The sequence below is a fragment of the Nitrospira sp. genome (genome assembly GCA_037045225.1).
Lineage (GTDB): Bacteria > Nitrospirota > Nitrospiria > Nitrospirales > Nitrospiraceae > Nitrospira_A.
This window is the reverse complement of record JBAOHZ010000009.1, coordinates 716,992-743,321: the sequence shown is the minus strand read 5'-3', so window position 1 is coordinate 743,321 and position 26,330 is coordinate 716,992. Positions and strand designations below refer to the sequence as shown.

Here is a 26,330-nt window from a genome sequence, read left to right as displayed (position 1 = left end):
CATTGATATATTCATCATCGCGTATAGGCATCCATGAGGAGAGGCAGATGGGACGCATAACGAGACAGGCTCTGTGGAGGCACATGGTCCTCTGGACCTGCGTCGCCGGGTGGGCAGTCGGCCTGACCCTGGGCGGCTGTGCCAGGCTTCCTTATGTGACACGCACGGTGCATGAGGATCAGCGGGTCGTGGTGAAGGTGCAGCGAGAAGTCGAACCCACGTCGTATACGCACCCAGTGCAATTGACCAGCGGTGAGATCGCCAGTTTGCTGCGGGGCTTTTCGATCCGTGAGCAGCAGCGCCTGCCGTTGCGCTGGTTCGCGGAGGAATTGCCGCCCAAACCTCTGTTTCGAGAAGACGAACTCCAGGCCCTGGCGCCACACCTCGAGCAGGGTCTGCAGCAAGTCGGCCCGAACGAGCGAACGCATTTCGAACTCCGTAGCCCCGGGTTCAACCCGGAGTATGGCCGAGATACGATTGCCGGATGGATGGCCGTCCGTGATCCCTACCTCTATATCACGATCGAATATTTTCACACGCAAATCCCCGTACGCAAGTTCGACAATTACGACTCCAACTATCCCCTCCCGCCGCCCACACCGAAGGACTACATCCTCTACTTCGAGCCAGGACGCTTCTGGAGCACCGATGAGGCAAAGGCTCGAGCCGTGGCGTATCGGCAGTTCCTGAAATCCGGAGAGGCCGGCACGGCGCCGCGTTGACGGCCGAGAGGCCGTTGAACCGGCCGATCCGTACGTCGATTTCAACAAGACATCATGGAGTTGATCATGAGTACATACAGGAGAGGTGTGCGCGCATTGATGATCGCCGCGCTGCTTGTGGGGCTCAGTTCTGTGACACTCGCACAGGCGGCGGACTCAGGGAAATTGGTGGAGAAAGACGGCAAGTATGTCTTCGTTGAAAGCATGGATCCGTCCCTGAAACTCCTGCTCGAACGATCCGTCAAGAGCGGCATGATCACTCAGGGAGAGTACGACCAGGTGATGAAAGAGTCGGAGGAACGCACCCAGTTGCTGTCGCCGAGTTTTCGCGGGTGGTACGACCGGGGATTCAACCTCTCGATGAACGACAACGCGTTCTTCCTGAAGATCCGCTTTCGCAGTCAGCTGCGATTTACGCAACGGTTCCGCAACGATGCCTGGCGCAATCCCGGCGAAGCCAAAAATTTCCCTGAATTGCTGGGCGTATTCGGCGACTACCGGGCCAATCGTTCGGAGAACAGCGCGTCATCCTTCAACGTGAGACGGCTGCGGTTTTATTTCATGGGTCATTTGTTCGATCCGGATTTTAAATACTACATCCAGATGCGGGCGGAGACGGCTGAAAACGCGCAGTCTCCCGGGTCCTTGTCGCTCTTCGATGTCAATTTTTCCTACACCCGTTTGCCTTGGGCGAACGTGCAATTCGGCCAATACAAAGTGTATTTCAACCGCTCGCAAATCAACTCGACCGCCTCAATGCAATTCGCCGAACGTGCGCTCGTGCAGGATGCCTTCACGGCGAGTGGTCTGGACCGTCGTGATATCGGTATCACGATCATGAACGATGAAGAGTTGTTTCCCGTCAACTACTACATCGGCGTGTTCAACGGCGCCGGGCCGAGCTTCAACCGGCTGGGCTCCTTTACGTCGGAACAGGCCACCGTCGATTGCCCCGGCGGGCAGACGAGCGGCAATCCGTTCCCCACGCCGGCCGGATGCCCCGTCAATCAACGCAATTTGAACGCGAACACGCGTCTCGATGTGGACCGGCTCATGTATGTCGCACGATTGAACTGGAACATTCTGGGGCGCCCGGGGTATGGAGAAGGAGACCTCGCCTATTCTGAAACACCGCAGTTCGCCATCGGCGGCGGATACTCCTACAACCCCGGGATCAATACGAGTTCCGATAACGCCTTCGTCGGATTGGACCTCGCCAACTTGAACATCCGGCGGCAGCTGGCGGCTTTCGGTAACGGACGCCAGCTCGGCCTCGGGATCGTGGACTATTCCACATGGGCCGCCGATGGGGTCTTCAAGTATCGTGGATTCTCGTTGCAGGGAGAGTTTTATTTCAAGAACGTGATCCGGCACAACAAGGGGTTGCCTTGTATGAATACCGCCTGTACGGAGACCGCGCCGAATAATTTCGGCAATGCCATGGGTTGGTACGTGCAAAGCGGATACTATCTCATCCCGCGGACCGTGGAGCTTTCGGCGCGGTATGCCTATTGGGATCCTGATACCGCCTCCGCCAATGACTTGATCAAGCAGGCGGATGTGTCGCTCAATTGGTTCTTGAACGGGACGTACGATCATCAAATCATGGTGACCTATAGCAATACGCAGTTCGGAACCGGGGGCTACGCGATCGGCCGCAGTGCGCCCCTGCCGCCGGGGTCCGGGATCGTTCCGCTCGACACCGTGGGTGGTACCTTGATCGAAAATGCCATCCGGGTGCAGTATCAAATCTTTTTCTAAGGAGTCTCGAATATGAAACGGCTCATTGCTGCCTGTCTGCTGATATTCTGTGCGACCAGTCCAGTGCGGGCTGAAGACATCGCCGTCGCAGCGGCCTCCGATTTGAATTTCGCCATCAAAGAACTCATCGGTGCATTCGAGAAGCAGACCGGTCACCATGTGAAACTCTCGTTGGGGTCGTCGGGAAACTTTTTTGCCCAGCTCCAGCAGGGCGCCCCCTTCGACCTGTATTTTTCAGCGGACATCGGCTATCCCAGGAAGCTGGAGGAAGCGGGGCTGACCGTGCCGGGCTCCTTGTATCGGTATGCGGTCGGTCGTGTCGTGCTCTGGGCGCCGAAGAGTTCACCGCTTGATGTGTCGAAGGGGCTCACGGTTCTCCGCGAACCCACAATCAAGAAAATTGCCATTGCCAATCCCAAACATGCGCCATACGGGCGCGCGGCGGTCGCCGCGATGGAGCATGCACAGGTGTATGCGGATGTGAAGGATCGCCTGGTGCTGGGGGAGAACATTTCGCAAGCAGCGCAGTTTATTGAGTCAGGTGCCTGCGATGTGGGCATCATCGCCCTCTCCTTGGCGTTGGCTCCGGCGATGAAGAGCGCCGGCACCTATTGGCAGATTCCGGACGAAGCTCATCCACCGTTGGAACAAGGCGCGGTCATTGTGAAGCAGTCCAAGCATCAAGATACCGCGAGACAATTTCTTACCTTCATGCAAGGCCCGCAGGGGCAGGAGATGATGACTCGATATGGATTTACGCTGCCGAAGTAGCCGCGGGGCCTTGGCCTTCTGTGCGCTGACGTTCCTCTTTGCCGCCGGTTGTTCCGAGGCCGTGCTGATGAGCCAGGAATCGGACCAGGGGGGGGTCGTGACGTATATCTTCAAGCAAGACCGCGGCGGGCCGATGGGGTCGCCGTATCGACGGCAGGCGCTGGCGGCGATAGAGGCCAAGTGCAAGGCCGGGTCCCGGTTGGTTCGTGAAGGCGAGGTCAGGGGCTACACCAGCGCGGGAATGGGCACGATCGAAGGCACGGAGGACGAAGAGAGGGGCCGGCGGTGGGGGATTCGATTTGAGTGCAAGGGGAGTGAGAGAGAACACGAAGCAGCTGACCAGTCTCAGTCAGAACCACGGAGGAATCCATGAAACTCAGTGCGAGACATCAATTTGAAGGACCGGTGGTTCGCCTTACCGAGGTCAGGCCATAGCCGAAGTCATGCTGAAGGTCGGGAGCTTGGAATTTGTGTCGGCGATTACCGAAGGCTCCGTCAAAAATATGGGCATCAAGGTCGGTGATGCTGTCACGGTTGCGGTGAAGGCGACCGACGTCATCGTCGGAAAATAATCTTCTGTCGAGCCTCATTCTGCGGTAGCATCCGGCAGGAGCAGATCCGGTACAACGATATCGGTCGTGGACGAGTGTATGAACTGGATCGCGATTTGGGTGACCTTCAAGCTGGCCGCTGCCACGGCGCTGGTTCTCATGATCGTCGGCCTCCCGATCGCCTATTGGGTGAGTTTTTCACGCCGCCGGTGGAAATTTCTCGTGGAGTCAGTGGTGGCACTGCCTTTGGTGCTGCCGCCGACTGTGCTGGGATTCTATATTCTCGTCGCCATCGGACCACACAGCCCGTTCGGACGGTTTTACAATGAACTCGTCGGACATCCACTGCCGTTTACCTTCGAAGGCCTCCTGCTCGCCTCCATTCTCTATAGCCTCCCGTTTGCAGTGCAGCCGTTTGCCGCGGCGTTCGAGCAGGTGGATCGTCGCCTGATCGAGGCTTCCTGGACGCTGGGCGTGTCGAAGCTCGGCACGTTTTTCAAACTGATCGTGCCGTTGTCTAAAGCCGGATTGCTGACCGGTGCGGTGCTTAGCTTCGCCCATACGATGGGAGAGTTCGGGGTAGTACTGATGGTCGGCGGCAATTTGGAGGGTGAGACACGCACCGTGTCGATCGATATTTACGATGAGGTGCAGGCGCTCAATTATGCCGGAGCGGCGAAAACGGCGCTCTTTCTCTTGGTCGTGTCGTATGTCATCTTGCTCCTCGTGTATGCGGTCAATCGGAACGTGTGGGCAGCATGGCCGCGGAAATAGATATTCAACTCGTCAAGACCTTCCCCGGACGTGCGCCGATCAGGGCGCAGATCCGGTATCCGGTCGAGGCCTCGACCGTTTTAATTCTCTTCGGCCCGTCAGGTTCCGGGAAAACGACGATCCTTCGATCGGTGGCCGGGCTGGAATGGCCGGAAGAGGGCACCATTCAATTTGTCTCGCGCACGTGGCTGGATACCGCCTCAGGGATCAGGGTGGCGCCGCAGGATCGTCACATCGGCTACATGGCGCAGGACTACTCGCTCTTTCCGACCTACACGGTGGCTGGAAACATTGGGTACGGCCTCAGCCATCTTTCCGCGCAGGATCGCAAGAAGCGTGTGGATGAGATGGTAGAGCTGTTCCAGCTGCGTGGGCTGGAGACCGCGAAGCCGCGCGAACTGTCCGGTGGACAACAACAACGGGTGGCCCTTGCGCGCGCGGTGGCGCCTCGACCGCTGTTGCTGTTGTTGGACGAACCGCTCTCTGCGCTGGATGCCCCGACTCGGGTACATGTGCGTGATGAACTACGGGGTCTGCTGAAACAGCTTGCGTTGCCGTCGATCATTGTCACGCACGATTGGACCGAAGCCCTCACGCTGGGCGACGTGATGGCGGTCATCAGCGCGGGGAATGTCCTGCAGGTGGGGGCGCCGATCGACGTATTCAGCCGGCCTCACAACGCGGAGGTTGCGCGTGTCGTGGGGGTTGAAACCGTCGTGAAAGGGCGGGTGGTCGGCACTTCGGATGGTATGGTGCGGGTGAGTGTGAACGGTACCACGTTGACGGCCGTGGAAGGTGAATACGCAGGTCCTGAAGTCTTCGTGTGTATCCGGTCGGAGGATGTGGTGCTAGAGCGGAAGCCAACCGCCACAAGCAGCGCGCGGAATCATCTGGCCGGGACGGTTGTCTCGGCCACGGTCCTTGGGGCCTTGGCGCAAGTGACGATCGATTGCGGCTTTCCGCTGGTCGCCATGGTCACTCGTTCGACCGTTGAGGAGTTCGGGTTGTCATCCGGCGTTCCCGTGGTGGCTGCGATTAAGGCAGGCTCGGTCCACCTGGTATCGAGGCAGAGCGACTAACAATCGACGATACGACCGGTCGCCGGGGCGACGGGGCACGCCCACCGACGTACTACGGTTTTCTTGGCGTCGGGCCGTGATGTCTGCCAGACCTCTTCCCCCAATGCGGTCCTCAATCCCTCCACGGGATTGAGGGGCCCATCCTAGCCAACTCTCCTATGAGTGGCTTTTCTAGGTTGTTCTTCCCCGCAATTCTCGTCAAATCAAAGTGTTCCCACAAAGCAGCGGTGCCGATGGTTTGCCTAAGGCCTCGATTAAGCTGCGGAGGCAGAGCCCAGCTCTGTGGCTGAACCTTGGAAGGCAGTCGGAGGGGGCCGAAGGTCCCTTAGGAAGAAGGATTCTAGTCAAAAAAAATAAGGAAGAAGTTGCCTGTGCCCGTGCTCTTTCGGGAGCGTGGAATGTGTGCAGGAGTCAGAGGGAGTCGCGGCGCGATTCTATGGGAATGGATCAGAGGTTTCAATCATGAAAATGCATATTTCGAGAAAAAATCCTCTCCCCAAATTCTGTGGATATCTCTGTTGATAGTCATCCGGCTGACGGCGAATAGACCCGTTAATTCATGCCTCACACCACGTTGCCTATTTATTGGGCATAGAGAAGCGTGCCCTTCTTGACCACAATATATGGGGGGCGGCATCCTATGTGTATGTATTAGCATTCATATTTCTCTGGAATCCAAATCGCTTCAGCGATGATCTGTGGATAGGTGCTTTATTTCTTTCGAGTGTCCACATGGCTCTTGACTTATGCACAGAAGTTTTTCGTTTCCGGAGAAATTTTGGCGTTCAGGACTCAAACGCCACGCTGGAAGAGGCTGTCAGAATAGTCAAGAAAGATGACGGGCATCGCTTGACAGGGGGTACGATATATGTAACCATTGGTTACATCATGACGCCAAGCGAGTTTTATCACATTCGTGAACAATTAGGCCTTACGCAAGAGCAGTTGGCAACGGCGCTCCAGACGACGCGAGTGTCGGTGGCTCGGTATGAGTCCGGCATGCGTCGGATCAGTGGTGCCGTTCAAGTTGCCATCACGCAGCTGGCCAAGAGGACTCAGATTCCGATGGTAGGAGTAGTTGCCGCAGGTCTGCCGCTTGAGCCGGTGACGCAATCTGAATGGGTCGAGGTTCCGTCCGGCATGGTGCGGAGCGGTGAGACCTTTGCGCTTCGTGTGAAAGGGGAGTCGATGATCGATGATGGAATTCTCCCGGGCGACCTGGTTGTCGTTCGTAAGCAGGCGACGGCACAAAACGGTCAGACGGTTGTGGCCCTCGTGAACCGGGAGGCGACCATCAAGACCTATTTCAAGCGTGCGATGCATATCGAACTGCATCCTGCCAACGCGGCGATGAACCCGATAGTTGTGTCACCTGAGGACGAGTTTGCCATCGAAGGTGTGCTTGTCGGCGTGATTCGTCATTGTGAACAGTCGTAATCGAGGAGGGAATGATGATGACTCATCAGCAGCTCGCCATGGTTGAACGTGTCGATGAACTAGAGCGGATGATTGTCCGACTGAATGGGCGTATCGGGGAATTACAGCGAGAGCTGAAGTCTACCAAGGGGATGACGACTCAATCGTGGTCTGGCGCTTCGCGGCTGCGAACGTTGCTGGGCGGAATGAAGCCGGTCGTCACCACGTCTCATCCGATTCGAGAGAACAGGAGGATTGAACGCCATGATCTCTATCTCTTCTGACATCGAGGCCGTGACGGCCGGATGCTGCGCGGATTGTGGGCAGCTGGTGTTACGGCGAACGCCTGTCTGCGATGAGACGACAAAGCTTGTGCGGGAGGTCTGTATCCGGTGCTTGGTTCTCACGTATCAGCGGCGTCAGTTTGAGGCGGGGTGTTGCGGCTGAACCGCTTATTGGTTGACTCGAACGACCATGGCTCCCATGAGGCCACCAGCTTTTCTTGGGAGTTGGCCTTGAGTTTCCTGAGCGCTTCGGCCTCTGCCGGGGTTTGGGAAAAGTTGAGTCGATAAATGAGTGCCTGGCCGATCAGGCGCAGTGCGAAATCATGAATTTCTGATCCCGCTGCTTTGATGAATTGGATCGGCAGCATGATCGCGTGATCGTCTTTTCCCCAATCCTCCTTGGGGGTGATACCGGCTCGCGTCGCTTGTTCAGCGACACCGTTAGCATGCACGGTTCTGAATGCCTGTGCTGTTTCCAGGATGTAGAGCGCCGTACGTTCTTCCGGCGGTGCCCCGTGGATGCCTGCGCAGCCCGTGACGAATAAGAATATTCCGATCCAGCACTTCTTCATCAGCCTCTCCTGGTTCATTTGTAAAGACATCTGAAATGGAGTCGCGTTCGGATGCCGCGTACGTCTCAACGATCCAAGTGATCAACGTTCCTTTCCTAGCTGGTCATAGATATTGCTGTTCGCCGGTTACCACTGATCGCGCATCCCGCTGGTCAGTCCTGCCACCGTGTTGGGTGTGACCTGGTCGTCCGTCGTCCCGTCTTCAAGGCGACCGTCATGATTGCTGCCCCAACATGTAAGTCCCCCTTGCATCGTCACGGCGCAGGTGTGTCGTTTTTCGGTGGCGATCCCTGTGGCTGGCATCATCATGCCAATAACATCCTGGGGAGTGCCTGGTTCGTCAGTGTGCCATCACCAAGTTGGCCGCTGTCATTGCGCCCGCAGCATTGAATCTGTCCACCGGCATGCAGCAGGCATATGTGTGAGGAGCCTGCTGAAACAATGCTATCTTGTCGTCGATGGCCGGTCCGTAAGCAATTTCCCCGTGTTGGAGCCGAGGCGACACCATGCGTCTCGCAAGCAGCTGTTTCATGGACATATGTGTCTCAATGACTGTGGGTTCTGGCCGGTCGAACGGGCAGCCTGTCGAGATGCCGATGGGCAACTTGTGCCGTGCGCCATCTTGAAAAACAGATGGCTGTAGGATTCTGCTGATACCGCTCCCCGCAGGTGAGCAATCGGTGATTTCTGCCGGTGCTCTGCTCCGATCCGTTGCGTCAAGTTTCTGCTCAATGAGACCGATAGTCATACAGGAACAGGGACTCCTGAACGGGAGCCTTTATCTGCAGTGCACCAGGTGCACACGACTCCGGGCTGCATGATGACACGAGTAGTCCTACGAATATTTAGGATGGTGGGGGCCATGGTGATGGTCTCGGGGTGTATGGTCAAACCCTATGTCCTTACTGAGGAGGATGTACGAACCCGTGTTGCCAATGATCTTGAAACTGTGTCCAGTCTCCAGGAGCCGCTGACCGGGCCGATTGATCTCTATGACGCCATCGCGCGAGCGTTGAAATACAATCTCGATGCGAAGGTCAAGGCGATGCAGGCTCAATTGGCGCATCAACAGTTGAATGTAGCCCATTACACGTTGCTGCCGCAGCTGTCGGCGAACGCCGGGTTCGACGGCCGCAATTCGTATAGCGGCGGCAGCGCACAATCGCTGATCGACGGTCGCCCCGTACTGGAACCATTTACTTCGTCGGACAAGAACGTGGTGTCGGGGAATCTCGCGCTGAGTTGGGATGTGTTGGATTTCGGGTTGTCATTCGTGCGCGCTCAGCAGGCGGCGGATAACGTGATGATTGCGGAGGAAGAGCGGCGTCGCATTGCCGTTCGCCTTGTCCAGGATGTCCGGAGCGCCTACTGGAGGGCGGTCAGCGCGGAACGGGTGCTCTACCGGGTGAAGTTTCTCGATGAGTCCGTCAACAAGGCGTTGGAGCGCGCGCAGCAGATCGTCGACAAGAAGCTGCAGACGCCGCTGACGCCGCTCAACTACCGCCGCGACCTGCTGAACATTCAGCGCGAAGTCCAGCGTCTCTATCGTGAGCTCAGTACGGCACGGGTTCAGCTCGCGTCGATGATGGGATTACCTCCGGGGACTGAGTATGAACTGGCCGTGCCTCAGCGGGCGAGCACCTTGCCGGCGGTCCAGTTGGATACCGCGCGGATGGAGGAGCAGGCCCTGACCTTTCGCGCCGAGCTCCGCTCCATCGACTATCAAAAACGCATCAATGCCAAAGAAGCGCGGGCCGTGTTTCTGGAGCTCTTTCCGAATTTGAAGCTCAGCCTCGGAGGCTATTACAGCAGCAACAGCTTCTTTCTCTATCAAAACTGGCTTGGGTATGCGTCTCAGGTGAGTTGGAATCTGCTCTCGGCTTTTCGTATGCCGGCCAAACTGAAGGCCGTGGAGATACATCGTCAGGTGTTGGATGCCCAGAGTATGGCGCTGACCATGACTATTCTGACCGAGGTCCATGTCGGTGCGCTGCAGTTTGCGCATGCGAGTCAGGAATATCTCAATGCAAAAAACTACCACGAGACGCAATTGGCGATCACCGATCATACGAAGAATCTGTGGCTCACGAAGAGTACCAATGACCTGACATTCATTCGTGAACGCGTGAACGATGTGTTGGCTGAGGTGCGCATGGATAGCGCACAGTCCGGCGTCGAGTCCGCATACGCCACCTTGATGGCGTCGCTGGGCGAGGATGCTGCACCGAACGGCATCGACGGGCAGAGTGTCACCTACCTCGCCGACGAACTGAGGAAACAATGGGCGCCCGCTGCGAGTACGGTGGCTGATCCAGGAAGGAGACCGGAATCCCATGCAGTACCGCTGGCCGATTAACGGGGTTTTAGGAGTGACGATCCTGTGGATGGTGTTGCTTGGGCCGCAGGTGAGTTGGCCGAAGGAGGAACGATCGACCCCGGTACTACGAGGCGTGAATGGCGCGTTGCGCGGCATCGTGAAAGCCCGCACGCAGGCCGTGCTCTATTCCCAAATTCAAGGCCGGATCGGTCAGATTCCGGTGAAGGAAGGGCAACGGTTCGAGAAGGGGGCCGCCATGGTCGAAATCGACTGCGAGAAGTATCGTGCAGAATTGGCGGGGGCCTTGGCCGAACATGAAGCAAAAGACAAGACGTTCCGGAACAATAAGGAACTCACCGTACTGAATGCCGTGAGTACGCTGGAGCTGGAAATCTCCGAGGCCGAGATGAAGAAAGCCGCGGCGTCCATTCGTCTGGCGGAGCTGAATGTGCGGAGTTGTCATATCGCGGCGCCGTTTTCAGGCCGTGTGGTGGCGGTGCTGGTCAATGAGTATGAAAACGTCTTCCCCAACGACAAACTACTCAGTCTCCTGGATGACAGCAGCCTTGAAATCGAGTTGGTGTTGCCGTCCTCTACCTTGGGATGGTTGAAACGAAAGTCACCGTTTACCTTTACCATCGATGAAACGCGTCGGGAGTACACGGCGAGAGTGAAAGAGATCGGGGCGAATGTGGATCCGGCCAGCCAGACGATCAAGGTCATCGGCGCGTTCGGCTCGCTTCCCGCGGATGTGCTCGCCGGAATGAGCGGCACCGCACACTTTTCATCGGGGCCACCGTAAGCCATGGCGACGTCTGCCGAACCGAGCGCACAGCAGCTGGCGACACTGATCCATTTAGCGACCCTCACGCACCTGGAGGGCCAGATCCGTGTGGCCAAGACCATCCCGGAACTGCAATTCCTATCGGTGAATGAGACTCGCCGACTGGTTCCGTATGAACAGGCCTATCTTCTGAGCGGCGATGTACCGGGGGGCGGCGCCTGCCAGGTGGTCTGTGCCTCCAGCGTGGCCGTCGTGGAGCGGGACGCGCCCATGATTCATTGGTTGGAGCAGGTCGCTCGATCGCTGAAACAGCAGCAGTCGAGCGATGCTCCGATGGTGGTGTCGGAGGAGATGTGCCCCGATTCGTGCCGCGAGGGGTGGCGCGAGCATGTTCACGGTCATGTCCTGTGGTGTCCATTGAAGCACCCGGACGAAACGGTCTTGGGCATCTGGTGGCTTGAGAAGGAGATTCCCTGGGAAGAGAACGATGTGGCGATCGTTCAGCGGCTTGCTGGAAGCTTTGCGTATGCGTTGAAGTCGGTCGCGCAGCGAAGCCGGACGTGGCCAGGGAGGATCAGAAAGCCGACCGCATGGCTGGTCGGTGCGGCTGTCGTCTTGGCACTCTGCCTGCCGGTTCGGGTGTCAACGGTGGCACCGGTGAAGGTCATGGCGAAAGACTCGACCATTGTCAGTGCGCCGATGGATGGCGTGATTGCCGAGGTCCTGGTGCCACCGAATACGGTGGTCGCGCAACATCGGCCGCTGTTCCGTTACGACGACACAAATGTGCGAAATCAATTTCAGGTCGCGGAAAAGCAATTGGCGGTGGCGGAGGCCGAGCATGCCCAGGCCATTCAAGGCGGGTTCGCCGATCCGCAACGAAAAGCCGATGCGCCCCTCAAGGCGGCCGAAGCCGCGTTGAAAGCCGCGGAGCTCGCCTACGCGCAGGAGATGCTGGATCAGGTCGAGGTCGATGCGCCACAGGCGGGCCTGCTGTTGTATACCGACAAGGCCGACTGGGTCGGAAAGCCTGTCTCTGTGGGTGAACGGATCATGGAGATTGCGGATCCGCAGCGCATCGAGCTGCGCATCGACCTGCCGGTGAGTGACGCGCTGCTGTTGAAGGAAGGGGCGAGCGCGGTGGCCTTCTTTGACGCGTTACCGTTGGAGTCGTTCGAGGCGACGGTGAGCCGGGCTAGTTATCATGCGGAAGTCCTGCCTGGGGATGTGTTGGCCTACCGGGTCACGGCGGAGTTGGCGGCGGTCGACCCCCGTCTTCGCATCGGCTGGCAAGGGTCCGCCAAGGTGTATGGAGAGCGTGGCCCGTTGGCGTTTCTCCTGTTCCGCCGCCCCTTCACGGCTGTGCGCCAGCTGATCGGAGTGTAACCGATGGCCGGGCCCGGGTCAGTCTCCTCTCCACAAGAACGCAAGTTGCCCCCGCTGCGGAAGCATCTGCAGTTTCTCCGGGGGGCACCCACACCGGACGGGGTGCCGACCTGGACGATCGTCGATCCTGTCCGTAATAAATACTTTCAGATTCAGTGGCAGGTCTATCAGCTCTTGCAGCGCTGGTCATGCGGGACGGTGGAGCAGCTGGTCGCGGTGATCAGCCGTGAGACCACGTCGCGCATCGGCGCAGAAGACGTCGAGGATTTGGTCAGGTTTCTGTATGCCAACAACCTGACCGAGCAGTCCGCAAGCGGTCACACCAAAGACTATGTCGAGCAGGAGGCCGCGCGCCATCATGCCTGGTGGCAGTGGTTGCTGCATCACTACCTGTTCATCAAGATTCCGTTGATGCGCCCGCATCGCTTTTTGCAGGCCACGCTGCCGCTGGTGGCGCCGTTCTATACTCCGATGGCGGCCTGGTTCTTTGGAATCGTCGGCGTGGTCGGGTTGTTCCTCGTTGGGCAACAGTGGGAAACGTTTCTCTCGACGTTCTTGCACTTTTTCAGCTGGCGCGGGGCCATGATGTATGGCGCGGTGTTTTGCGCCGTGAAGGTCGTGCACGAATTGGGGCACGCGTATACGGCGACACGATTCGGGTGCCGCGTGCCCACCATCGGGGTGGCGTTGATGGTGATGATGCCGGTCTTGTATTCCGACATCAGCGACTCCTACCGACTGAGTTCTCGACGGAAGCGGATGTGGATTGCCGGGGCCGGGGTGATCGCTGAACTCGGACTCGCCTCGGTCGCGACGCTCTTGTGGGCGTTTTTGCCGGACGGATTGTTCCGGAGCGTGGTCTTCGTCGCCGCAACAACAAGCTGGGTCATGAGTCTGGCAGTGAACCTCAACCCATTGATGAGGTTTGATGGCTACTATTTGCTGGCGGATGGCCTGGGGCTGCCGAATCTTCAGGATCGCGCGTTTGTCTTTGGTCAATGGCAACTGCGGGAGTTGCTCTTCGCGCCCGCCGCCTCTCCGCCTGAGGCGGTCGGGGCATCCACCAGGCGAGTGCTGGTCTGGTATGCCTGGTGCATCTGGCTCTACCGGTTGGTCCTGTTTACCGGCATTGCACTTACGGTCTACCACTACTTTTTCAAAGTGCTCGGTGTGCTGCTGTTTCTGGTCGAAATTCTTTTCTTCATCTGTCTGCCGATCTGGCGGGAGGTAACCGGGTGGTGGAGTCGCCGCGCGGCATTCGCCCGCACGAGCCGCTTTCTCGTGACGATGAGTGTCTTCGCTACGCTGCTCCTGCTTGCCTGGATTCCTTGGTCCAGCCGTGTGGCGATTCCGGGGGTGTTGCAAGCCGGCTCGTACGCCACGGTCTACCCTCCGGCGCCAGGTCGGATTGTGTCGGTCTCTATGCATGCGGGGCAGGCCGTGCGAGCCGGCGACACGTTGCTGGTGCTCGAAAATCCAAAGTTAGCCAAGGATGCCAGGTTGGCGCGGACCCAGGCCGATCTCCTGGATTTCAGGCTGCAGCGTCAAGCTGGGTACGCGGAGGATCGAGACCGCGCGCAGGTGCTTGCTGAATCGCTGCGCTCGAAACTGGCGGAGTTGGACGGCTTTGACGAGAAGCAGCAGCGCCTCGTGTTGCAGGCGCCCATGGATGGGGTGGTGGTCGATCAAGCCGATGCGCTCTATCCGGGACGGTGGATCAACGAAAAGCTGGCGGTCGCCTATGTCGTGAATGCGCAAACCGCCATCGTGGCCGCACTGGCGCCCGTGGAGGACTTGGACGTGCTGGCTGTAGGGCAGGAGGCTCTGTTTATTCCGAACGATGTCACTCGCGAGACCGTTCGTGCCCGAGTGACCGAAATTCGAGATATCGATGAGCAGGATTTTTCGATGCCCTACTTGGCGTCGATCTACGGTGGTGCCGTGCCCGTGCGAAAAGATCCGCATGGCCGGTTGCAGGCGGAGCAATCGGTCTATCGCATTGAACTTAAAGTATTGGATGATGGTATGCAGGCGGACCAGGCCGTGACCGGACTGCTCCATGTTACGGGCAAGACCCAGAGTGTGGCGGCTCGTGTCTGGGATCGGATCGTGGCGGTGATGATCCGGGAAAGTGGTTTCTGAGCAAGGAGTCCCATGACAGCCTGTTCTGTTCACAATCTGGTCGCTCCCAACGCTCCTTTTCCACGTGAGGTGGCGGTGAATCCCGTCCGTTGGTGTCCATAGTTGCTTATTCCTCGATTTTGTTGTCTTCGGTTCTGGCCTTGGGCACTTTCTTTACATAACCCTTCAGACTGACGCGATTTCTGCCGAGAAAGAGGGGGGACACTTTTGCCTTTCAAGGTGATCAGGCACCGGATATGTTCAATTTTTTCAAGAAAATAAGATGGAGGAAGACAGAACGGCCAGCGGCGCCGCAGGTTCCTATCGCTTCTTCGTCATTTAAACAATCTCTCCTTTCTCTCGAGCAACGGTTGATGTTCGACGCCGCGGCGGCGGCTACGGCGGCCGAGGTGACGTCCGAGCAAGTGGCGCAGGACCAGGCCGAGGCGGCAGTCTCGTCAGAGGGGACGGTCGAGGAAACGACTCCGCAGGAGCAGGAGTCGCAAGAATTGCTCAGCGCGATTGCGTCGTACGCACCGGGCGAATCCACGACAGAAGTAGTGTTTGTCGACCCCACGGTCCCGGACTATGAATCCCTGATTGCGGGTATGGGGCCCAATGTGGAAGTCGTTGTGTTGGATGCCTCGCGAGATGGGGTCGAGCAGATTGCCGAATCATTGGCCGGGCGATCAGGGATCGATGCCATACATCTCATTTCGCACGGTGATGAAGGCCGTCTGAATCTGGGGAGCGGCGTCCTCACAAGCGAATCGATGACCGGCCAGTACGCTGAGGAGTTGGCCACGATCAAACAAAGCCTGTCCGAATCGGCCGATTTTCTGGTCTATGGCTGTAGTTTTGCCGAAGGCGAGGCCGGACAAGAAGCGGCCGCACTTCTTAGCCAATTGACCGGCGCCGACGTGGCGGCCAGCATCGATGCCACCGGTTATGCAGGCTTCGGCGGCGATTGGACCTTGGAGACCCAGACCGGCGCCATTGAAACGCACATTGCCGTGACCGATTCCCTGCAGATGGATTGGGTCGGGTTGCTCGACATCTCCACCGGCCTCATCGGCAACTGGACGTTCGACACAAATGCCAATGACAGCAGTGGCAATAACTACGACGGTACGTTGACCAACGGCGCAGCGATTGACACGACCGATGCGACGGACGTCGTCGGCGTGGCAAAGCTGTCTTTGGACGGCGTCGATGACTACGTCGACCTCTCCGCCCATAGCGCCAATTTGGCCGGATTCACCCAGGGCACGATTGCCGGCTGGATCAAGACCACCAGCACCTTTGAGACGATCTTCTCGATCTCCGATACAGCCGACACCGGGAGTTCTGTGGCGTTGTTCCTCGGTGCCTCGGGGTACCTCACCTACGAGGTGCGGGAGAACGGGGTCCTGCAGCTGGGAGTGTATCGGAGCAGTGCCACCATTAACGATGGCAATTGGCATCATGTCGCAGTGACGGTAGGGGCCTCCGGAAACAGTCTGTACGTAGATGGAGTTCTCGCAACCGCAGGCCAACTCACCTACGATGCGGGCAACGCAACAACACAAGGCTTCTTTAGCAGCGTCACCAGCCTCGACTCGATGGCCATCGGGCGGAACCAAGATTCTAGTGGAGGCACATGGTACACGACTGGACTAGTCGACGACGTCCGTGTCTACGACCGAGTGCTGACCGGGGGAGACATCGCACAGCTCTACACCACGAGCAACGATGCGCCGACCATCACGAACCTGAGCGGCGACAGTCTGAGTTATAACGAAGGCGCCGGGGCGGTGGTGATCGAGCAAGGGGCCAATGTGCTGGTGGCCGATATCGACTCATCGAATTTCGATACGGGCACGCTGACCATCTCCATTCCCTCCGGCGGGGACAGCGCCGAAGATGTGCTCAGCATCCGGAACCAAGGGACGGGGGCCGGTCAGATCGGGGTGAGTGGCAGCACCATCAGCTATGAGGGCACTACCATTGGGACCTTCACCGGCGGCAGCGGAGGCAGCAACCTCGTCATCACGTTGAACAGCGGTGCCACACCCACGTCCGTCATGGCGCTGATCAAGAACATCACCTATGAGAATAGGGATACGACGGCTCCCACCACCGGGGCGCGCACCGTGCGCTATGTGCTCACCGATGGAGATGGCGGCACCAGTGCCAACTACGACGCCACTGTGACGGTCAGCGCCGTCAACGACGCGCCCACGGACCTGTCACTGACAGCAGTGGTCGATGATATGGCGACGCATCCAATCACCACGATCGTATCACAAACCGGTTCACAGTTGACCACGGCGACGTTGACCAGCGGATACTCCGTCGACGTCTATCGGTTCGGCAGCGATGTCTGTGCACAAATTTACGATCCTCAGGGGAATCCGGTCGGAGCGGAGGTTCGCGTCTTGGGTGATAGTGATCCGGATATCGGGCCCGTGGCGAATCCGGTGGTGGCGGCCTTGCCCACAGGCGGATTTATCGTCGTGTTTCAGGCTGAGGGGTATCTCAATTCCAATATGTGGGGAGAGGTCATTGTCGCCCGGGCATATGACGATGGAGGGCAGCTGGTTAGTGTGTTGCCCGGCCACGATTCCACGGGCGTGATGATTATCAGTAATACGAGCGCCGGGAATACGTATCAACGTAACCCGACAGTCGACGTCGCGGGCGACGGCACCATCACGGTGTCGTGGAATAATGTGACGGCCGGTCTGTTGCAGCAGCGTCAATTTCATATTCTTGGACCCGTCGTTGCGGAAAATTCGGCCGCGGGCACGGTGGTGACGACCTTGCAGGGCGTGGACCGGGACGCAGGAGAGACGCTGACGTACTCGATTGTCGGAGGCGACTCAAATTTTGAGATCGTTGGCACGCAGCTGCGAGTCAAAGCCGGTGCGGCATTGGATTACGAAACGGCCACGAGCCACACCCTGACGCTACGAGTCACGGACAGCGGCGGGCTCACGCGCGATGAGGTTGTGACCATCGGCGTCACCAATACCAACGACGCACCGACCGTCACGAACCTGAGCGGCGACAGTGTGAGTTATAACGAAGGCGCCGGGGCGGTGGTCATCGAGCAAGGGGCCAATGTGCTGGTGGCCGATGCGGACAGTGCCAATTTCGATACGGGCACGCTGACCATCTCCATTCCCTCCGGCGGGGACAGCGCCGAAGATGTGCTCAGCATTCGGAATCAGGGGACGGGGGCCGGGCAGATCGGGGTGAGCGGGTCGAACGTCACCTACGGCGGCGTGACCATCGGGACCTTCACCGGCGGCAGTAACGGGACGAGCCTCGTCATTACCCTGAATAGCAGTGCCGATGCGACCACGGTTACGGCGCTCATCAAGAACATCACCTATGCGAATACGGATACGGCCGCTCCCACCACCGGGGCACGCACCGTGCGCTATGTGCTCACCGACGGTGATGGTGGCACCAGTGCCAACTACGACGCCACGGTGACGGTGAGTGCCGTCAATGACGCGCCGGTTCTTACCGATTCTGGGTTGACCTTCACCGTGCTCGAAGATGCCGGAGCGCCGGTCAATGGCACGGCCGTGGGCTCGCCTCTCAGTGCCTTTACCGGAAGCATCACCGACCCTGATGGAGCCGTTGCAAAAGGGCTTGCGATCATTAGCAGCACGGAAACCAACGGCACCTGGTACTACACCACCGATGCCGGGGCCACCTGGCTCACTGTCGGAACCGTGAGTAATTCGGCGTCGCTCCTGCTGGCGGATACGGCCGGCACGCGCCTGTATTTTGCGCCCAACAGCAACTACACCGGGAATGTGTTCCCGGGGTTGATTGTGCGTGCCTGGGATCAATCCAGTGGGGTGGTCGGCACCAAAGTCAACACGTCTGTGCAAGGCGGCACCACGGCGTTCTCCCTGGTGGGCGACACGATCGACCCCACCGTCATCGCCGTGAACGACGCCCCCGTATTCAGCAATCTGGACGGGACCCCGGCGTTCACCGAAGGTGGAGCAGCGGTGGTGCTGGATGCCAACGTGTCGATCGGTGATGTTGAACTGTCGGCCCTGAACAATTTCAACGGGGCGACCCTCACGCTGGCGCGGAACGGCGGAGCCAGTGCGGAGGATGTGTTCTCCGGCAGCGGCACGCTGAGCCTCAGCAGCGGCAACGTGGTCGTGAGCGGGACCACGATCGGCACCTATACCAACAGCGGTGGCACGCTCCAGCTGACGTTGAATGCCAGCGCCACGAATACGCTCGTCAACTCGGCGATGCAGCAGATTGCCTACAGCAATAGCAGCGATGCGCCTCCGGCCAGTGCGCAAATCAATTGGACCTTCAGCGACGGCAACAGCGGCAGCCAGGGAACAGGCGGTGCCTTGACGGCCACCGGCAGCACGACCGTGACCATCACTGCCGTCAACGATGCCCCCACCATCACGAATCTAAGTGGTGACAGTCTAAGTTATAACGAAGGTGCCGGGGCGGTGGTGATCGAGCAAGGGGCCAATGCCCTGGTGGCCGATGCGGATAGTGCCAATTTTGATACGGGCACGCTGACCATCTCCATTCCCTCCGGCGGGGACAGCGCCGAAGATGTGCTCAGCATCCGGAACCAGGGGACGGGGGCCGGGCAGATCGGCGTGAGCGGGTCGAACGTCACCTACGGCGGCGTGACGATCGGGACCTTCACCGGTGGCAGTAACGGCAGCAACCTCGTCATCACCCTGAATAGCAGTGCCGATGCGACGACGGTTACGGCGCTCGTCAAGAACATCACCTATGAAAATACGGATGCGGCGTCACCCACTACCGGGGCTCGCACTGTTCGTTATGTGCTCACCGATGGAGACGGCGGCACCAGCGTGAACTACGACACCACGGTGACGGTGAGCGCGGTGAACGACGCGCCCACCTTTAGCGTGGGGGACGGGAAGGCCACGACTAGTTTTGGGTCGGGATGGGAGTTCGGCAAGGAAACCATTCTCCAACCGGACGGCAAGATTCTCGTCGCCGGGTACAGTGACAGCAGCGGCAGCGATGACTTCAGTCTGGCTCGGTATAACGTTGATGGCACGCTGGATACCAGCTTTGGGGGTGGGGACGGCATTGCGCTAGCCGGCATTGTCGGGCGCGCCGAAACGGCGGTCCTGCAGGCGGACGGCAAGATCGTCTTGTCTGGGTACACGACCAATGGCGGCTATCAAGTGTGCCTCGTCCGCTTCAACACTAACGGCACGCTGGATACGAGTTTTGGGGGCGGCGACGGCATTGCCTCGTCTGGGGTGTATGGATCGGCCAAGGACATCGGCCTCCAGACCGATGGCAAGTTTCTGGTTGCGGCTGATTTGTCGAACAACAACTTCAATCTGATGCGGTTCAATAGCGACGGGTCGCTCGATACTAGCTTCGGCGGTGGCTCAGCGTACGTCAGCACCGATCTCGCTGGGGGGAGTGATCGTGCGGACAGCCTCACCATCCAATCCGACGGGAAGGTGATACTTGCAGGGTTTGGGTCCAACGGAACCAGCTTCGATTTTGCGTTGGTTCGGTACAACACGGACGGGTCGTTGGATACGAGTTTCAACGGCACAGGGAAGGTCTTGACCGACTTTGGCGGAAACAGCAGCGATACGGGCAACGAAGTGCGGGTCCAGGCCGATGGCAAGATCGTCGTGGCCGGGTGGAGCGACACCGGCGGTACCAACGATTTTGCGATTGCCCGCTACAACGCCAACGGGACGCTGGATACCGGCTTCGGCACCGGCGGCAAGGTGACCATCAATCTGGGCGGCAGCGACCTCGCCGAAGGGCTCACGATCCAGGCGGACGGCAAGCTGCTCGTCACAGGTACGGCTGGGATCAACGGAAACGATTTTGGTCTGGTGCGACTCAATACGGACGGCTCGTTGGATACGACCTTCAGCGGCGATGGGATCGTCACGATCGATTACACGGCATCTAGTGATGACCGGGCTTATAGCGTGGTGGTGCAAAGTGACGGGCACATCGTGGTGTCAGGGACATCAAAGGTTGGCGCGCTCGGTGAGTACAACTATGCGCTCACCCGATACACCAGCACCGGCGCGCTGGATCCCACACTTGATCCTGTGAATACCTTGGACGGTGCGCCGACGTATACCGAAGGCGGGAGTCCGGTCGTGCTCGATGCAGACGTATCCATCTTCGATGCCGAACTTTCTGCGCTGAATAATTTTAGCGGGGCGACCCTGACGTTGGTGCGGAACGGCGGAGCCAATGCCGAGGATGTCTTCTCCGGCAGCGGCACGCTCAGTCTCACGAGCGGCAACGTGGTCGTGAGCGGGACCACGATCGGCACCTACACCAACAGCGGCGGCACACTCGCCTTCACGTTCAATAGCAACGCGACCCAGACTCTGGTCAACTCGGCCATGCAGCAGATTGCCTACAGCAACTCAAGCGATGGGCCACCGGCGTCGGTGCAGCTCAACTGGACGTTCAGTGACGGCAATAGCGGCAGCCAGGGGAGCGGCGGTGCGTTGACGGCGACCGGCAGCACCACGGTCACGATCACCGGGGTGAACGATGCCCCGACCCTCACGAACCTGAGCGGCGACAGTGTGAGTTATAACGAAGGCGCCGGGGCGGTGGTCATCGAGCAAGGGGCCAATGTGCTGGTGGCCGATGCGGACAGTGCCAATTTCGATACGGGCACGCTGACCATCTCCATTCCCTCCGGCGGGGACAGCGCCGAAGATGTGCTCAGCATTCGGAATCAGGGGACGGGGGCCGGGCAGATCGGGGTGAGCGGGTCGAACGTCACCTACGGCGGCGTGACCATCGGGACCTTCACCGGCGGCAGTAACGGGACGAGCCTCGTCATTACCCTGAATAGCAGTGCCGATGCGACCACGGTTACGGCGCTCATCAAGAACATCACCTATGCGAATACGGATACGGCCGCTCCCACCACCGGGGCACGCACCGTGCGCTATGTGCTCACCGACGGTGATGGTGGCACCAGTGCCAACTACGACGCCACGGTGACGGTGAGTGCCGTCAATGACGCGCCGGTTCTTACCGATTCTGGGTTGACCTTCACCGTGCTCGAAGATGCCGGAGCGCCGGTCAATGGCACGGCCGTGGGCTCGCCTCTCAGTGCCTTTACCGGAAGCATCACCGACCCTGATGGAGCCGTTGCAAAAGGGCTTGCGATCATTAGCAGCACGGAAACCAACGGCACCTGGTACTACACCACCGATGCCGGGGCCACCTGGCTCACTGTCGGAACCGTGAGTAATTCGGCGTCGCTCCTGCTGGCGGATACGGCCGGCACGCGCCTGTATTTTGCGCCCAACAGCAACTACACCGGGAATGTGTTCCCGGGGTTGATTGTGCGTGCCTGGGATCAATCCAGTGGGGTGGTCGGCACCAAAGTCAACACGTCTGTGCAAGGCGGCACCACGGCGTTCTCCCTGGTGGGCGACACGATCGACCCCACCGTCATCGCCGTGAACGACGCCCCCGTATTCAGCAATCTGGACGGGACCCCGGCGTTCACCGAAGGTGGAGCAGCGGTGGTGCTGGATGCCAACGTGTCGATCGGTGATGTTGAACTGTCGGCCCTGAACAATTTCAACGGGGCGACCCTCACGCTGGCGCGGAACGGCGGAGCCAGTGCGGAGGATGTGTTCTCCGGCAGCGGCACGCTGAGCCTCAGCAGCGGCAACGTGGTCGTGAGCGGGACCACGATCGGCACCTATACCAACAGCGGTGGCACGCTCCAGCTGACGTTGAATGCCAGCGCCACGAATACGCTCGTCAACTCGGCGATGCAGCAGATTGCCTACAGCAATAGCAGCGATGCGCCTCCGGCCAGTGCGCAAATCAATTGGACCTTCAGCGACGGCAACAGCGGCAGCCAGGGAACAGGCGGTGCCTTGACGGCCACCGGCAGCACGACCGTGACCATCACTGCCGTCAACGATGCCCCCACCATCACGAATCTAAGTGGTGACAGTCTAAGTTATAACGAAGGTGCCGGGGCGGTGGTGATCGAGCAAGGGGCCAATGCCCTGGTGGCCGATGCGGATAGTGCCAATTTTGATACGGGCACGCTGACCATCTCCATTCCCTCCGGCGGGGACAGCGCCGAAGATGTGCTCAGCATCCGGAACCAGGGGACGGGGGCCGGGCAGATCGGCGTGAGCGGGTCGAACGTCACCTACGGCGGCGTGACGATCGGGACCTTCACCGGTGGCAGTAACGGCAGCAACCTCGTCATCACCCTGAATAGCAGTGCCGATGCGACGACGGTTACGGCGCTCGTCAAGAACATCACCTATGAAAATACGGATGCGGCGTCACCCACTACCGGGGCTCGCACTGTTCGTTATGTGCTCACCGATGGAGACGGCGGCACCAGCGTGAACTACGACACCACGGTGACGGTGAGCGCGGTGAACGACGCGCCCACCTTTAGCGTGGGGGACGGGAAGGCCACGACTAGTTTTGGGTCGGGATGGGAGTTCGGCAAGGAAACCATTCTCCAACCGGACGGCAAGATTCTCGTCGCCGGGTACAGTGACAGCAGCGGCAGCGATGACTTCAGTCTGGCTCGGTATAACGTTGATGGCACGCTGGATACCAGCTTTGGGGGTGGGGACGGCATTGCGCTAGCCGGCATTGTCGGGCGCGCCGAAACGGCGGTCCTGCAGGCGGACGGCAAGATCGTCTTGTCTGGGTACACGACCAATGGCGGCTATCAAGTGTGCCTCGTCCGCTTCAACACTAACGGCACGCTGGATACGAGTTTTGGGGGCGGCGACGGCATTGCCTCGTCTGGGGTGTATGGATCGGCCAAGGACATCGGCCTCCAGACCGATGGCAAGTTTCTGGTTGCGGCTGATTTGTCGAACAACAACTTCAATCTGATGCGGTTCAATAGCGACGGGTCGCTCGATACTAGCTTCGGCGGTGGCTCAGCGTACGTCAGCACCGATCTCGCTGGGGGGAGTGATCGTGCGGACAGCCTCACCATCCAATCCGACGGGAAGGTGATACTTGCAGGGTTTGGGTCCAACGGAACCAGCTTCGATTTTGCGTTGGTTCGGTACAACACGGACGGGTCGTTGGATACGAGTTTCAACGGCACAGGGAAGGTCTTGACCGACTTTGGCGGAAACAGCAGCGATACGGGCAACGAAGTGCGGGTCCAGGCCGATGGCAAGATCGTCGTGGCCGGGTGGAGCGACACCGGCGGTACCAACGATTTTGCGATTGCCCGCTACAACGCCAACGGGACGCTGGATACCGGCTTCGGCACCGGCGGCAAGGTGACCATCAATCTGGGCGGCAGCGACCTCGCCGAAGGGCTCACGATCCAGGCGGACGGCAAGCTGCTCGTCACAGGTACGGCTGGGATCAACGGAAACGATTTTGGTCTGGTGCGACTCAATACGGACGGCTCGTTGGATACGACCTTCAGCGGCGATGGGATCGTCACGATCGATTACACGGCATCTAGTGATGACCGGGCTTATAGCGTGGTGGTGCAAAGTGACGGGCACATCGTGGTGTCAGGGACATCAAAGGTTGGCGCGCTCGGTGAGTACAACTATGCGCTCACCCGATACACCAGCACCGGCGCGCTGGATCCCACACTTGATCCTGTGAATACCTTGGACGGTGCGCCGACGTATACCGAAGGCGGGAGTCCGGTCGTGCTCGATGCAGACGTATCCATCTTCGATGCCGAACTTTCTGCGCTGAATAATTTTAGCGGGGCGACCCTGACGTTGGTGCGGAACGGCGGAGCCAATGCCGAGGATGTCTTCTCCGGCAGCGGCACGCTCAGTCTCACGAGCGGCAACGTGGTCGTGAGCGGGACCACGATCGGCACCTACACCAACAGCGGCGGCACACTCGCCTTCACGTTCAATAGCAACGCGACCCAGACTCTGGTCAACTCGGCCATGCAGCAGATTGCCTACAGCAACTCAAGCGATGGGCCACCGGCGTCGGTGCAGCTCAACTGGACGTTCAGTGACGGCAATAGCGGCAGCCAGGGGAGCGGCGGTGCGTTGACGGCGACCGGCAGCACCACGGTCACGATCACCGGGGTGAACGATGCCCCGACCCTCACGAACCTGAGCGGCGACAGTGTGAGTTATAACGAAGGCGCCGGGGCGGTGGTCATCGAGCAAGGGGCCAATGTGCTGGTGGCCGATGCGGACAGTGCCAATTTCGATACGGGCACGCTGACCATCTCCATTCCCTCCGGCGGGGACAGCGCCGAAGATGTGCTCAGCATTCGGAATCAGGGGACGGGGGCCGGGCAGATCGGGGTGAGCGGGTCGAACGTCACCTACGGCGGCGTGACCATCGGGACCTTCACCGGCGGCAGTAACGGGACGAGCCTCGTCATTACCCTGAATAGCAGTGCCGATGCGACCACGGTTACGGCGCTCATCAAGAACATCACCTATGCGAATACGGATACGGCCGCTCCCACCACCGGGGCACGCACCGTGCGCTATGTGCTCACCGACGGTGATGGTGGCACCAGTGCCAACTACGACGCCACGGTGACGGTGAGTGCCGTCAATGACGCGCCGGTTCTTACCGATTCTGGGTTGACCTTCACCGTGCTCGAAGATGCCGGAGCGCCGGTCAATGGCACGGCCGTGGGCTCGCCTCTCAGTGCCTTTACCGGAAGCATCACCGACCCTGATGGAGCCGTTGCAAAAGGGCTTGCGATCATTAGCAGCACGGAAACCAACGGCACCTGGTACTACACCACCGATGCCGGGGCCACCTGGCTCACTGTCGGAACCGTGAGTAATTCGGCGTCGCTCCTGCTGGCGGATACGGCCGGCACGCGCCTGTATTTTGCGCCCAACAGCAACTACACCGGGAATGTGTTCCCGGGGTTGATTGTGCGTGCCTGGGATCAATCCAGTGGGGTGGTCGGCACCAAAGTCAACACGTCTGTGCAAGGCGGCACCACGGCGTTCTCCCTGGTGGGCGACACGATCGACCCCACCGTCATCGCCGTGAACGACGCCCCCGTATTCAGCAATCTGGACGGGACCCCGGCGTTCACCGAAGGTGGAGCAGCGGTGGTGCTGGATGCCAACGTGTCGATCGGTGATGTTGAACTGTCGGCCCTGAACAATTTCAACGGGGCGACCCTCACGCTGGCGCGGAACGGCGGAGCCAGTGCGGAGGATGTGTTCTCCGGCAGCGGCACGCTGAGCCTCAGCAGCGGCAACGTGGTCGTGAGCGGGACCACGATCGGCACCTATACCAACAGCGGTGGCACGCTCCAGCTGACGTTGAATGCCAGCGCCACGAATACGCTCGTCAACTCGGCGATGCAGCAGATTGCCTACAGCAATAGCAGCGATGCGCCTCCGGCCAGTGCGCAAATCAATTGGACCTTCAGCGACGGCAACAGCGGCAGCCAGGGAACAGGCGGTGCCTTGACGGCCACCGGCAGCACGACCGTGACCATCACTGCCGTCAACGATGCCCCCACCATCACGAATCTAAGTGGTGACAGTCTAAGTTATAACGAAGGTGCCGGGGCGGTGGTGATCGAGCAAGGGGCCAATGCCCTGGTGGCCGATGCGGATAGTGCCAATTTTGATACGGGCACGCTGACCATCTCCATTCCCTCCGGCGGGGACAGCGCCGAAGATGTGCTCAGCATCCGGAACCAGGGGACGGGGGCCGGGCAGATCGGCGTGAGCGGGTCGAACGTCACCTACGGCGGCGTGACGATCGGGACCTTCACGGTGGAGTAAAAACTCTAT

General features: G+C 59.4%; 16 protein-coding genes. 14 read left to right on the top strand and 2 right to left on the bottom strand.

The annotated features are described in order from the left end of the window. Positions 1–83 precede the first annotated feature (83 nt). From V9G17_04330 to V9G17_04290, 9 genes are all read left to right on the top strand, one after another. Positions 84–722 (top strand): hypothetical protein, encoded by a 639-nt coding sequence (locus tag V9G17_04330; GenBank protein ID MEI2751806.1) that lies wholly within the window; start codon positions 84–86, stop codon positions 720–722. A gap of 66 nt (positions 723–788) precedes the next feature. Next, positions 789–2,483 carry a porin gene (locus V9G17_04325; GenBank protein ID MEI2751805.1) on the top strand — a complete coding sequence of 565 codons (1,695 nt, stop codon included), beginning with the start codon at positions 789–791 and terminating at the stop codon, positions 2,481–2,483. A 12-nt stretch (positions 2,484–2,495) separates the two neighbouring features. Then, the gene (modA, locus tag V9G17_04320; protein ID MEI2751804.1) at positions 2,496–3,254 is read left to right on the top strand and encodes a molybdate ABC transporter substrate-binding protein; all 759 of its coding nucleotides are present in this window, start codon (positions 2,496–2,498) and stop codon (positions 3,252–3,254) included. Next, positions 3,232–3,627: a hypothetical protein gene (locus V9G17_04315; protein ID MEI2751803.1), complete on the top strand. Its 396-nt coding sequence runs from the start codon at positions 3,232–3,234 to the stop codon at positions 3,625–3,627. Before modA ends, V9G17_04315 begins: the two co-directional genes overlap by 23 nt. Before the next feature lie 70 nt (positions 3,628–3,697). After that, a complete protein-coding gene (locus tag V9G17_04310; GenBank protein ID MEI2751802.1) occupies positions 3,698–3,826 on the top strand; it encodes a TOBE domain-containing protein in 129 nt (42 codons plus the stop codon). 78 nt (positions 3,827–3,904) lie between these two features. Continuing rightward, positions 3,905–4,579 carry a molybdate ABC transporter permease subunit gene (modB, locus tag V9G17_04305; protein ID MEI2751801.1) on the top strand — a complete coding sequence of 225 codons (675 nt, stop codon included), beginning with the start codon at positions 3,905–3,907 and terminating at the stop codon, positions 4,577–4,579. Beyond that, the gene (locus tag V9G17_04300; protein MEI2751800.1) at positions 4,564–5,658 is read left to right on the top strand and encodes an ABC transporter ATP-binding protein; all 1,095 of its coding nucleotides are present in this window, start codon (positions 4,564–4,566) and stop codon (positions 5,656–5,658) included. Before modB ends, V9G17_04300 begins: the two co-directional genes overlap by 16 nt. Positions 5,659–6,546: 888 nt before the next feature. Next, positions 6,547–7,095 (top strand): transcriptional repressor LexA, encoded by a 549-nt coding sequence (gene lexA, locus V9G17_04295; protein ID MEI2751799.1) that lies wholly within the window; start codon positions 6,547–6,549, stop codon positions 7,093–7,095. A gap of 11 nt (positions 7,096–7,106) precedes the next feature. Next, positions 7,107–7,358, top strand: coding sequence for a hypothetical protein (locus V9G17_04290; GenBank protein ID MEI2751798.1), 252 nt, complete (start codon positions 7,107–7,109; stop codon positions 7,356–7,358). A gap of 119 nt (positions 7,359–7,477) precedes the next feature. Here the strand turns inward: V9G17_04290 and V9G17_04285 are convergent, their stop codons facing one another. After that, positions 7,478–7,930 carry a hypothetical protein gene (locus V9G17_04285; protein ID MEI2751797.1) on the bottom strand — a complete coding sequence of 151 codons (453 nt, stop codon included), beginning with the start codon at positions 7,928–7,930 and terminating at the stop codon, positions 7,478–7,480. Between the two features lie 126 nt (positions 7,931–8,056). Next, on the bottom strand, positions 8,057–8,239 hold the full coding sequence (locus V9G17_04280) for an RCC1 domain-containing protein (GenBank protein MEI2751796.1): 183 nt from the start codon (positions 8,237–8,239) through the stop codon (positions 8,057–8,059). Between the two features lie 553 nt (positions 8,240–8,792). Here V9G17_04280 and V9G17_04275 point away from each other — a divergent pair. From V9G17_04275 to V9G17_04255, 5 genes are all read left to right on the top strand, one after another. Next, positions 8,793–10,286 (top strand): TolC family protein, encoded by a 1,494-nt coding sequence (locus tag V9G17_04275; GenBank protein ID MEI2751795.1) that lies wholly within the window; start codon positions 8,793–8,795, stop codon positions 10,284–10,286. Next, entirely contained in the window at positions 10,264–11,049 is a 786-nt protein-coding gene (locus V9G17_04270; GenBank protein MEI2751794.1) for an efflux RND transporter periplasmic adaptor subunit, read from the top strand. Before V9G17_04275 ends, V9G17_04270 begins: the two co-directional genes overlap by 23 nt. A gap of 3 nt (positions 11,050–11,052) precedes the next feature. Then, complete coding sequence (locus tag V9G17_04265) at positions 11,053–12,417, top strand: HlyD family efflux transporter periplasmic adaptor subunit (protein ID MEI2751793.1); 1,365 nt, start codon at positions 11,053–11,055, stop codon at positions 12,415–12,417. Positions 12,418–12,420: 3 nt separating this feature from the next. After that, entirely contained in the window at positions 12,421–14,559 is a 2,139-nt protein-coding gene (locus V9G17_04260; protein MEI2751792.1) for an HlyD family efflux transporter periplasmic adaptor subunit, read from the top strand. Between the two features lie 353 nt (positions 14,560–14,912). Next, complete coding sequence (locus V9G17_04255) at positions 14,913–26,321, top strand: DUF4347 domain-containing protein (GenBank protein ID MEI2751791.1); 11,409 nt, start codon at positions 14,913–14,915, stop codon at positions 26,319–26,321. Positions 26,322–26,330: the final 9 nt, after the last annotated feature.

Excerpts from the sequence above, each read along its gene's own strand:
- V9G17_04270 (MEI2751794.1), top strand. The coding sequence starts at position 10,264 with ATGCAGTACCGCTGGCCGATTAACGGGGTTTTAGGAGTGACGATCCTG.
- V9G17_04325 (MEI2751805.1), top strand. The coding sequence starts at position 789 with ATGAGTACATACAGGAGAGGTGTGCGCGCATTGATGATCGCCGCGCTG.
- V9G17_04290 (MEI2751798.1), top strand. The coding sequence starts at position 7,107 with ATGATGATGACTCATCAGCAGCTCGCCATGGTTGAACGTGTCGATGAA.
- lexA (MEI2751799.1), top strand. The coding sequence starts at position 6,547 with ATGACGCCAAGCGAGTTTTATCACATTCGTGAACAATTAGGCCTTACG.
- modB (MEI2751801.1), top strand. The coding sequence starts at position 3,905 with ATGAACTGGATCGCGATTTGGGTGACCTTCAAGCTGGCCGCTGCCACG.
- V9G17_04310 (MEI2751802.1), top strand. The coding sequence starts at position 3,698 with ATGCTGAAGGTCGGGAGCTTGGAATTTGTGTCGGCGATTACCGAAGGC.
- V9G17_04265 (MEI2751793.1), top strand. The coding sequence starts at position 11,053 with ATGGCGACGTCTGCCGAACCGAGCGCACAGCAGCTGGCGACACTGATC.
- V9G17_04275 (MEI2751795.1), top strand. The coding sequence starts at position 8,793 with ATGGTGATGGTCTCGGGGTGTATGGTCAAACCCTATGTCCTTACTGAG.
- V9G17_04285 (MEI2751797.1), bottom strand. The coding sequence starts at position 7,930 with ATGAAGAAGTGCTGGATCGGAATATTCTTATTCGTCACGGGCTGCGCA.
- V9G17_04280 (MEI2751796.1), bottom strand. The coding sequence starts at position 8,239 with ATGATGATGCCAGCCACAGGGATCGCCACCGAAAAACGACACACCTGC.
- modA (MEI2751804.1), top strand. The coding sequence starts at position 2,496 with ATGAAACGGCTCATTGCTGCCTGTCTGCTGATATTCTGTGCGACCAGT.
- V9G17_04315 (MEI2751803.1), top strand. The coding sequence starts at position 3,232 with ATGGATTTACGCTGCCGAAGTAGCCGCGGGGCCTTGGCCTTCTGTGCG.
- V9G17_04255 (MEI2751791.1), top strand. The coding sequence starts at position 14,913 with ATGTTCGACGCCGCGGCGGCGGCTACGGCGGCCGAGGTGACGTCCGAG.
- V9G17_04260 (MEI2751792.1), top strand. The coding sequence starts at position 12,421 with ATGGCCGGGCCCGGGTCAGTCTCCTCTCCACAAGAACGCAAGTTGCCC.
- V9G17_04300 (MEI2751800.1), top strand. The coding sequence starts at position 4,564 with ATGGCCGCGGAAATAGATATTCAACTCGTCAAGACCTTCCCCGGACGT.
- V9G17_04330 (MEI2751806.1), top strand. The coding sequence starts at position 84 with ATGGTCCTCTGGACCTGCGTCGCCGGGTGGGCAGTCGGCCTGACCCTG.